This is a genomic window from Nocardia sputi, assembly GCF_023501985.1.
Genome location: NZ_JAMFLC010000008.1, coordinates 59,817 through 67,768 on the forward strand (window position 1 = coordinate 59,817; position 7,952 = coordinate 67,768).

General features: G+C 66.1%; 11 protein-coding genes and 1 tRNA gene. 4 read left to right on the forward strand and 8 right to left on the reverse strand.

Translation table 11 applies throughout. The features are described 5' to 3' along the window. Window positions 1-97 precede the first annotated feature (97 nt). Window positions 98-1,489, reverse strand: coding sequence for an FHA domain-containing protein (locus M8859_RS13045; RefSeq protein ID WP_249644278.1), 1,392 nt, complete (start codon window positions 1,487-1,489; stop codon window positions 98-100). 225 nt (window positions 1,490-1,714) lie between these two features. Between M8859_RS13045 and M8859_RS13050 the strand changes: the two genes are divergently transcribed. Then, window positions 1,715-1,797, forward strand: a tRNA-Leu gene (locus tag M8859_RS13050). Between the two features lie 320 nt (window positions 1,798-2,117). Here the strand turns inward: M8859_RS13050 and M8859_RS13055 are convergent. Genes M8859_RS13055 through M8859_RS13070 form a run of 4 tightly spaced genes read right to left on the reverse strand, consistent with a single transcriptional unit; the run spans window position 2,118 to window position 3,535 of the window. Next, window positions 2,118-2,402 (reverse strand): hypothetical protein, encoded by a 285-nt coding sequence (locus M8859_RS13055; protein ID WP_159922268.1) that lies wholly within the window; start codon window positions 2,400-2,402, stop codon window positions 2,118-2,120. 10 nt (window positions 2,403-2,412) lie between these two features. Then, window positions 2,413-2,841 carry a hypothetical protein gene (locus M8859_RS13060; RefSeq protein ID WP_195069866.1) on the reverse strand — a complete coding sequence of 143 codons (429 nt, stop codon included), beginning with the start codon at window positions 2,839-2,841 and terminating at the stop codon, window positions 2,413-2,415. Between the two features lie 44 nt (window positions 2,842-2,885). After that, window positions 2,886-3,278 carry a hypothetical protein gene (locus M8859_RS13065; RefSeq protein WP_195069865.1) on the reverse strand — a complete coding sequence of 131 codons (393 nt, stop codon included), beginning with the start codon at window positions 3,276-3,278 and terminating at the stop codon, window positions 2,886-2,888. Continuing rightward, window positions 3,275-3,535: a hypothetical protein gene (locus M8859_RS13070; RefSeq protein WP_249644279.1), complete on the reverse strand. Its 261-nt coding sequence runs from the start codon at window positions 3,533-3,535 to the stop codon at window positions 3,275-3,277. Before M8859_RS13070 ends, M8859_RS13065 begins: the two co-directional genes overlap by 4 nt. A 216-nt stretch (window positions 3,536-3,751) precedes the next feature. On the opposite strand from M8859_RS13070, the gene M8859_RS13075 reads away from it, so the two are divergent. Genes M8859_RS13075 through M8859_RS13085 form a run of 3 tightly spaced genes read left to right on the forward strand, consistent with a single transcriptional unit; the run spans window position 3,752 to window position 5,416 of the window. Next, window positions 3,752-4,075, forward strand: coding sequence for a hypothetical protein (locus M8859_RS13075; RefSeq protein ID WP_159922272.1), 324 nt, complete (start codon window positions 3,752-3,754; stop codon window positions 4,073-4,075). Continuing rightward, window positions 4,056-4,577 (forward strand): DUF6879 family protein, encoded by a 522-nt coding sequence (locus M8859_RS13080; RefSeq protein ID WP_195069864.1) that lies wholly within the window; start codon window positions 4,056-4,058, stop codon window positions 4,575-4,577. The genes M8859_RS13075 and M8859_RS13080 overlap by 20 nt, the downstream gene beginning before the upstream one ends. Beyond that, complete coding sequence (locus tag M8859_RS13085) at window positions 4,538-5,416, forward strand: helix-turn-helix domain-containing protein (protein WP_249644280.1); 879 nt, start codon at window positions 4,538-4,540, stop codon at window positions 5,414-5,416. Before M8859_RS13080 ends, M8859_RS13085 begins: the two co-directional genes overlap by 40 nt. 249 nt (window positions 5,417-5,665) lie before the next feature. On the opposite strand, the gene M8859_RS13090 is transcribed toward M8859_RS13085, so the two are convergent. From M8859_RS13090 to M8859_RS13100, 3 genes are all read right to left on the reverse strand, one after another. Continuing rightward, window positions 5,666-5,926, reverse strand: coding sequence for an ester cyclase (locus tag M8859_RS13090; protein ID WP_249644281.1), 261 nt, complete (start codon window positions 5,924-5,926; stop codon window positions 5,666-5,668). A 14-nt stretch (window positions 5,927-5,940) separates the two neighbouring features. After that, entirely contained in the window at window positions 5,941-6,093 is a 153-nt protein-coding gene (locus tag M8859_RS13095; RefSeq protein WP_249644282.1) for a nuclear transport factor 2 family protein, read from the reverse strand. A 152-nt stretch (window positions 6,094-6,245) separates the two neighbouring features. Continuing rightward, complete coding sequence (locus M8859_RS13100; protein WP_249644283.1) at window positions 6,246-7,640, reverse strand: hypothetical protein; 1,395 nt, start codon at window positions 7,638-7,640, stop codon at window positions 6,246-6,248. Window positions 7,641-7,952: the final 312 nt, after the last annotated feature.

Below are 7,952 nucleotides of genomic sequence, written 5' to 3' on the forward strand. Positions count from 1 at the left end.
TTGGCAGCATCATAGGGCCGTCGGTCGACTTCGATCACGATACGACCGACGAATCCCTCGAGAGCCATGTCGTGACCTGCACCGCGAGCTTACGGGATCAGACGATACGGATCAGGATCTCGGAGTGCCCGGCACGGATGACATCGCCGTCGGCGAGCTGCCAATCCTGCACGGGAGAGCCGTTCACCAGGGTGCCGTTGGTGGAGCCCAGATCGGACAACATCGCGGTCTGCCCGTCCCAGCGCACCTCGATGTGCCTGCGCGAGACGCCCGTGTCGGGCAGGCGGAAGTGCGCGTCCTGGCCGCGGCCGATGATGTTGCTGCCTTCCCGCAGCTGGTAAGTCCGGCCGCTGCCGTCGTCCAGCTGGAGGGTCGCCGAGTAGCCGGAACCGGCCTGCGGCGCGGCGCCGTAGCCCGGTGCGCCCGCGTACCCCTGCGGAGCGCCGTAGCCTGGTTGCTGCGAGTATGCCTGACCGTAGCCGCCCTGGTCTTCCTGAGCGTAGCCACCTTGATCGGCGTATCCCTGGTCGCCGTAGCTCGGATCTGTGTATCCGGACTGACCATAGCCGGGCTGTCCGTAGCCCTGCTGCCCGTAGCCGGGTTCGGCGTAGCCCTGCTGGCCGTAGCCCGGTTCGCCGTAACCTTGCTGGCCGTAGCCCGGTTCGCCGTAGCCTGGCTGACCGTAACCCGGCTCGCCGTAGCCCGGCTGACCATAACCGGGTTCGCCGTAGCCCGGCTGGCCGTAACCCCGGTCGGCGTAGCCGCCCTGCTGGCCGTAGCCCGCTTCGCCGTAGCCCTGCTGGCCGTAGCCCTGGCCACCCTGCTGGTAGTCGTAGCCGTTCTGGTAGTCGCCGTAACCCTGCTGCGCGTCCGGGGCCTGGTAATCCGCCCCGTACGCGCCGCCGCGGCCGTAGTCGTCGCGGTACGCGCCGTTCTGCGGACCGCCGCGACCGGCAGGTGGTGGGGCGTACCCGCGGTTGCGTGGATCGGACTCCGCGGGCTCACGGCTCGGGTCGTAGCCTGAGTTCTGCGTCATGGGGCCAGCTCCTGGTTGCGGGTTTGCAGGTCGTTGTGGCGGTGATTCGGGGCCGCGAGCCGCGCTGGCTCTGTGTCCGACGTCGGGATCGACGCGGCCACTCGCCCTGAACTGTCCGGTGTGCAGCGTAGGTGATGCCTCGAACGCCACGTGTACTTCGCCGTAGGTCTGCCAGCCTTGGTCGCGGATGTAGTCCTGGAGGTGTTTGGCGAACGCGCGGGTGGTGAGGTCGTGGTCGGCAGCCAGCTGTTGGTGATCGGAGGAGTTGATCGTGATCACATAGCTGTTGGGTGCCAGCAGATGCCCGCCGCCCAGTTCCTGGACATGGTCGGCGGCCTCGCGTTGCAGCGCCGCCTCCACCTCCTGGGGTACGACACTGCCGCCGAATGCTCTGGCGAACACGTCACCGACGGCGCCTTGCAGGCGACGCTCGAATCGCGAAACGATGCCCATCTCGGCCTCCCTTCGGTGAGCGTCTCTTCCTGATTCGTAACAACGACACGCGAGTATGGCGTGTCGTCAATCGACCACGTTCATTGCATGATATCCACGATCGTCCACACCTGTAACTCTCGGCGACGGCCCGAGGTTCCCAGGTCTGTCCAGCCCCCCGGTCAGGCCTCTGAAATGGCGATTTCGTATCCGGAGCGCGGCCGTGATACTGTCTCCCAGTCGCTCGGGCGAGTGGCGGAATGGCAGACGCGCTGGCTTCAGGTGCCAGTGTCCTTCGGGACGTGGGGGTTCAAGTCCCCCTTCGCCCACAATATCGACGCAGATCAGGGGCATAACCCACGGGTTATGCCCCTTCTGCGTCCACACAGCGGTCCACACGGAATCTGAGGGGATTCGGCCTGAGTGCAAGGACCCATGCCCAATGGGGACTACACCCCCGCATCCTTTCATGAAGTCCCCTCATCGGCGCGCAGGACGCGGTTGTCGTCGAGTGCGTCGTTGGCGTATCGATCTGCGCTACAGAATGCGCCCGATCCTCGATTTGGAGGCGGCCGCAGCCCGAGCCCGGACGTGGAGCGGCCCCACCCGGAAGGGGATCGGGTGGGGCCGCTGTATCAGATTTACCGGTCTACTTCTCCAGCTTCGCCAGCATCCAACTGCCGACGGCATGCATGTCGTCAGCGGGAATGGCGCGCGTGTAGTGCAGCGGCGGGGTTATCCAGCGGACCCGACGCCACCCGATGGATGGACGGATGACCCAACCGCCGTATTCGCGGCGAGAATTCCACTGGAGTTTCCTGGTGTAACCGGGCTCCCGGGAGACATCCCGAAACCGGTAGTAAAGGTAGAAGCGCAGCCGGAACCACCGGGTCGACCATGTGGCAGGGCCGCTACTGATATAAGCCACCTTCATCGGGGTCAACCTAGCACGGGATGATGATGGGCGTGGTCTCCTTGCGGACCTCATCAGTCCCGGTGTCCCAGGCAGCCCGCATGACGATCTTGCCCTGCCACACGCCGGGCAGGCAGTCCAACGCCATTGCGGCGACGTGGCGAATGGGGTTAGGGATGTCCTTAACAACGGCTGGCTCCCCCTTCGGCGTGGGATTGCTGTGGCTCGACCGGTACCACAGCTGCAACGTGAGGTGGAACTCGATCGGGGCGGAATCGCATTTCACCGTGCCGCCGACGACGACGGCGTTGTGCAGCAGGTAAGGCTCCTTGTTGAAGGCGAACCCGCAGGCACCGCCAGCCGCCTGCGCGACCGGCGTGGTGGTGAGCGTCTGCCCGCCGAGCAATGCGGCGCTGACAGCGACGACCGTGACGACTGCCCGAATCGCGTTGTATCTCATGGATATCCTCCATTACCTACTACTCCCGCACCGCACGGGAGAGATCAGAACCGCTCGCTTACACCCCACCCAGGTCGGTCGTCGATCCAGACGACCGGGGCCGGAATCGAGCCGTCGTCGATGCACGTCCACAGCATTTGGCGCGTGGTGCCCCACTGCCGCATGGTCTCGGCGGTGTCGGTGAACGCGACTGTGCGGGGGCGGCCGAACGGCGCGCCGTCGGGTGACCACGCGCGAATGCACGCGAGCGACCACCCGGGCCACCGCCCGATTTCGATGTCGGGCGAAGGCACCCATACCCGGGTGCTGTGGCGCCATGCCACGAGCTGGGCGTACGGGTGGCCCGCCAGCATCGCGAACGCTCCGAGGCTGTAGTACTGCCGGATTCCGGCATCGCGCCGATCGGGTCGCGGCAGGGCCGCCCCGGCGGCCGTCACCGCCCGACCTCGAGATTCTTGGAGTTGCGCGGGTCGGGCACGATGTGGCCGGCCTCGACGAGCGCCTTGTGCGCTGCGCGCTTACGGGCACAGGTGTCGCGCGGGCACGAGGCGTGCCGCTGCATCGCTTGGTGTGCGCCCTCGATGCTCAGCGGCCGGTCTGGTGCTTCATGCGGCCAGCCATGCGGTAGCACACTGCGATCGAGCAGCGCGTCATCCACGGCTATCAAGGCGGCGATATCGGACGGTATGGCCATGGGACAACCCCCGGCGTCTGGTTTGGGTCTTGGCATGCACCCGCCGCCGAGGATGAGCGTCACCCGGCGGCGGGTGCTGCATTCGACGCTAAGGATTCGCCGCTCATCGGGGCCAGAAGCTTGCTCGACATTTCTTGCTTCGGCTCGCACGGTGGTGGGTGAGCTGTGAGAATCGGTAGTGTAACCATCCAACATGCGCACGATTGAGGTTGCGATATGCAGGTAACACTGAACGGCGGCGGTTCCGGCGATGGCGGTTCACCGCGTGTGTGGACCAGCGACCGCGGTACGTACGTCGTCCAGGGCTGGAAAACCGACCGCGACGAGCAGATCGAAATCCCGCACCGGCTGCTCATGTTCACCGCCGAGGGAACATGTCTCACAGGGTTGACGGACACCAACCGGGGCACGTTCCTCGTGACCGGCAAACTGGTCACCGATGTAGAAGCGTTGGAAATCATGAAGATCCCCGCGCACGAGGCCGCCGTCGAGGTGGAGATCGGACGAGAGGTGATGCCGGATGCGGCTGTACCAGCGTGATGGGCTCGCGGAGCTGTTCGCGGGCGCGAAACATCGCGCGTTCCACTTGGAGACCCGCGACGAGTACTTGTCCTCGTCTGAGCACAGTGCCATGTCGGAGTTCCTCGCCGACGAGACGATCGACCCCGGCGGGCCCTGGTTCGAACCGTGGGCGGTACTGGTGTCGGAGACCACCGAGCGAGGCGTCGCGGTCGAGCGCGCCCGAATCGTCACCACACCGCATGGCGCGTACACGCGATACCTGCTCGCTCTCACCCCACACAACATTGCGGCGGGCGAAGAGGTCCGCTGGCTGCCACGCCAGGACGCGTTACCAGCGGACGCGGCAGCAGATGACTATTGGCTGATCGACGACGATCTCGTTGCCTACAGCGTGTTCGACGAGAACGAGTGGTGGTCCGGTGTCGCCGCAACCACAGACCCCGTGATCGTCGGCTACGCCTGCGAACTGCGCGATCGGGTATGGGCGGCAGCGACGCCGCACCAGCAGTACCAGCAGTGACCGGAGTAGAACAGGCCAAACAGGCCCTGGGGGCGCGTCTCCGCGAACTTCGCAAGGAGGCGCGCCTCTCCGGTGCCCGGCTGGCCGATCTCGCGGGGTGGCAAGCCAGTAAGGTTTCCAAGATCGAGCACGGCCGCCAGGTCCCGACCGAGCAGGATCTCGTCGACTGGTGCCAGCTCACCAATGCCGAGCTTGCACTGCCGGATCTCGTCGCCACGGTGCGCAACGTGAACGCCGCATACCTCGAATGGAAGCGTGTAGTTGCCGGTGGGCACGCCCGCCGCCAACGGCAGAGCATCGAGCTCGAGGGGGTAACACGCCTTATCCGCGGGTTCGACCCGCTGATTCCCACTGGGCTACTACAGACGCGCGCCTACGCCGAGGCTATCCTGCGCCGCTGCATCGACTTCGTCGGAGGCACCGACGATCTCGCCGAAGCAGTCGAGGCGCGAATGCAGCGGCAGCGCGTGCTACGCGAGGGCGTGCATCAGTTCCATTTCCTGATCGGCGAGGCCGCGCTGTACACCGGCGTCGGCGACGAAGCCGTGCGGATCGAGCAACTCTTGCACCTGCTCGACCTCATGGGCTTGACGCGCGTGGTGCTCGGCGTGGTGCCGAAATCGGCCGAGTTCCTGTACACGGTAACCAACTTCGTCATGTACGATCGCCGACGGGTGCACGTCGAAACCGCGACGGCACAGTTGACCATCACACAGCCCCGGGAGCTGTCCTACTACGACAAGGCGTTCGCTGCGCTCACCGAACGAGCCGTCTACGCCGAGGCCGCGCGAAAACTGATCACTGCGGCAATGATTCGCCCCTCCGGCGTCTCGGCGTAGCGCCTGCAACGTGTGTGGACCCCGTCCACAGAACGGGCTATTCTTGCCCCGACCAATCCCGGTGAAACCCGGTGAAACCCCAGGTCACGCGCTGCTAGTTGGGGCGATACGAACGGTTCAAGCCCCCCTTCGCCCACAAATTGCGGAAAGCCGCGTATCAGTTTCCTCTGATACGCGGCTTTCCTGTTTCGTTGCCCGCTGCGCGCGGGCGGTTGCCGATGGAGCTCCTCGTCGGCGGCAGGGGACCTGTTACGCCCCTCCCACGGCCGGGAGTACGCCCAATTGCTGTAAGAACCCGAGCACGTCCTTGTCGGACCACTTCTCGGCGATCTTGCCGTCTTCGATCCGGTGGATCGCGGTTCCGGTCATCCTCAGATCGTGACCCGTCGCCGGGATTCCCGGCAGGTCTCCGGTGTGGCGACCGTAGGCGGTGAGGCGGGTGACGACCCGGTCGCCTTCGGCGAGTTGATCCTCGATCTCGTGCCGCCCGGGAGTGGCGTCCCAGAACATGCGGAACGTCTGCTTCAGGCCCTCGCGGCCCGGACCGATGCCGGGGAACGGGGAGGCGAATGATCGAGGTAGTTCTCGGCGACCAGCTCGTCCATCGCTTCGATGTTTCCCGCGTCGATCTCGCGATAGAACCGGCGGATCAGCGCCTTGTTGGCCTCCAGCGACATGATCGACCTCCTCCTCGAGTGCCGCGCCGTGAGTGGCGGCGGCGGTCACCCGAGTCTCGCGCATCTCTAGCTGCTGCGATACAGCAACACACATTTTCAGCAGCTTCGGACGGTGAATAGGTATAACAGCGAACTGTCAGCAAGATATCCGTTCAATTCTGCGGACCGTGGCGGTCGACAAAGCGCTGTTCCAACGCCGCGATGACTCTCGCCTGATCCACCGCCGACGACGACGGCGCGAACTCGCCGTCGTCGGTGATGTAGAAGACGGCTCGTTCGGCTGCCGCCGCGTTCTCGGGCGCGGGCACATACACCTTCCAGCCGAAGCGGAAGCGGTCGGCGTTCAGCTTCGACAGCGGGTAACCGGTGGTGTCCAGCTGCCGTCCGGTGATGTAGTCCCGCACCCGGCTGATCGCCTGCTCGGCGGGCATCGGCTCCGGCGCCGTGGACAGCAGCCCGGCCACCGAGAACTGATAGAGCGCGCCGTCGATGTCGAATCGGCCGTCATCACCGAAGACGGCGACCAGTGCCGCCCGCGTCACTCTCCCCGCCTCTGCGGCGGACAACAAAGCTCCGATCGCCTCGGCCGCGTCCTGGCCCAGGCGGTCGGAAAGGGTTCCCGCTACGATCTTGATCGCCGTCTCGCGCGTCCACACGCCCGGCACCGCGGGCGCGCACTCCTGGGCGGGCGGCGACTGCCCGCGGTACCAGCGCCCTGCCTCCCACCAGTAACAGAACGACAGCAGCCCCGAGGCCGCCCGCGGATTCAACACCGGGTCGGCGACCCAGTCCGGCGCACCGCCGTACAGCTCCGGCATCGGTGCGCCCGCGTTGTAGACAGCGTCCAAGGTGGGTGCGTTCCACACGCCACCCGAGAGCACGGCCCGCCCCGCCGGAAGCGCGTGCAAGGTCGACCCGCCGCGTGCGGTGCCTTCGAACACCCCGACCCAGGGCAGCATCCGCGGCCCCCATTCCGACTTCGCGGCCACGAAGGCCGCGGCGATCGTCGTCCATCGCGCCCACATCTGCGGGAACGGCGGGAACTCGTTCTCCGCCAGCACCGCCCACACCTGCTCGGCCCGATCATTACGAGCCTGCGCGGCGGCTTGCTGCGGAGTACGCCGCTGCCGGTCGCCATGCCCGATATACGCGGCCAGCCACACCGGCAGCTTTCCGCGCGGATACGCCTCGAGGTCGGCGCGATATGCCTCCGGCACGAACAACTGGCCGTCCGGGAAGGGCTCGTCGCCGTAGTCGTAGGCGACCTCGATCTCGCCGGAGCTGGTCATCGCCATCACCATCCGCCACCACGGTTCCGCACCAGAGGCAGCCGCGATCGCACGATGCTCCCGGACGAGGACAAGCGCCGACTCCGGCGGGTCCACCGACATCGCCTGCTCGCCGACGGTATACACGAGCTGGGCGATCTCGCCCGCCACCGTGACCGCGAACGCCGCGTCCACCCGCGTCCACCCCGTGGGCGCGTGCGCCGCCAGCGCACGAGCGAGCGGGTGTTCGACGGTCAGCCCACCTGGTTCGTCTGCCACGTCGTCCTCCTCATTGATGTCGAGCCATCCGTTATCGGCACCGCCGAGTAAGTTATGCCGACTTCGTCGGCGGTGGCACCGCGAACGTCGTAGATAGTTGGGGTACGACCTGACGTGCGGCCGAATCCGGTATCAGAGCATCGGACGACATCATCGGCCCAATTCCTTCAGAGTGGTCAGTCTTGACGCCAGGCTCCTGTGGTCAACGCAGCAACTCTGGTGGCGTCCCAGCGTTCGGCCGGACCAGTCGCCCGTACGGCCGACTGGCGCAGATTATCCAAGCCGCCTGCGGTAGCGAATCAGGTCCTCCCA

Coding starts and splice junctions, on each gene's coding strand:
- M8859_RS13070 (WP_249644279.1), bottom strand. CDS start 3,535: ATGGCCATACCGTCCGATATCGCCGCCTTGATAGCCGTGGATGACGCG.
- M8859_RS13055 (WP_159922268.1), bottom strand. CDS start 2,402: ATGAAGGTGGCTTATATCAGTAGCGGCCCTGCCACATGGTCGACCCGG.
- M8859_RS13045 (WP_249644278.1), bottom strand. CDS start 1,489: ATGGGCATCGTTTCGCGATTCGAGCGTCGCCTGCAAGGCGCCGTCGGT.
- M8859_RS13080 (WP_195069864.1), top strand. CDS start 4,056: ATGCGGCTGTACCAGCGTGATGGGCTCGCGGAGCTGTTCGCGGGCGCG.
- M8859_RS13095 (WP_249644282.1), bottom strand. CDS start 6,093: ATGTCGCTGGAGGCCAACAAGGCGCTGATCCGCCGGTTCTATCGCGAG.
- M8859_RS13085 (WP_249644280.1), top strand. CDS start 4,538: ATGGGCGGCAGCGACGCCGCACCAGCAGTACCAGCAGTGACCGGAGTA.
- M8859_RS13090 (WP_249644281.1), bottom strand. CDS start 5,926: ATGTTCTGGGACGCCACTCCCGGGCGGCACGAGATCGAGGATCAACTC.
- M8859_RS13060 (WP_195069866.1), bottom strand. CDS start 2,841: ATGAGATACAACGCGATTCGGGCAGTCGTCACGGTCGTCGCTGTCAGC.
- M8859_RS13075 (WP_159922272.1), top strand. CDS start 3,752: ATGCAGGTAACACTGAACGGCGGCGGTTCCGGCGATGGCGGTTCACCG.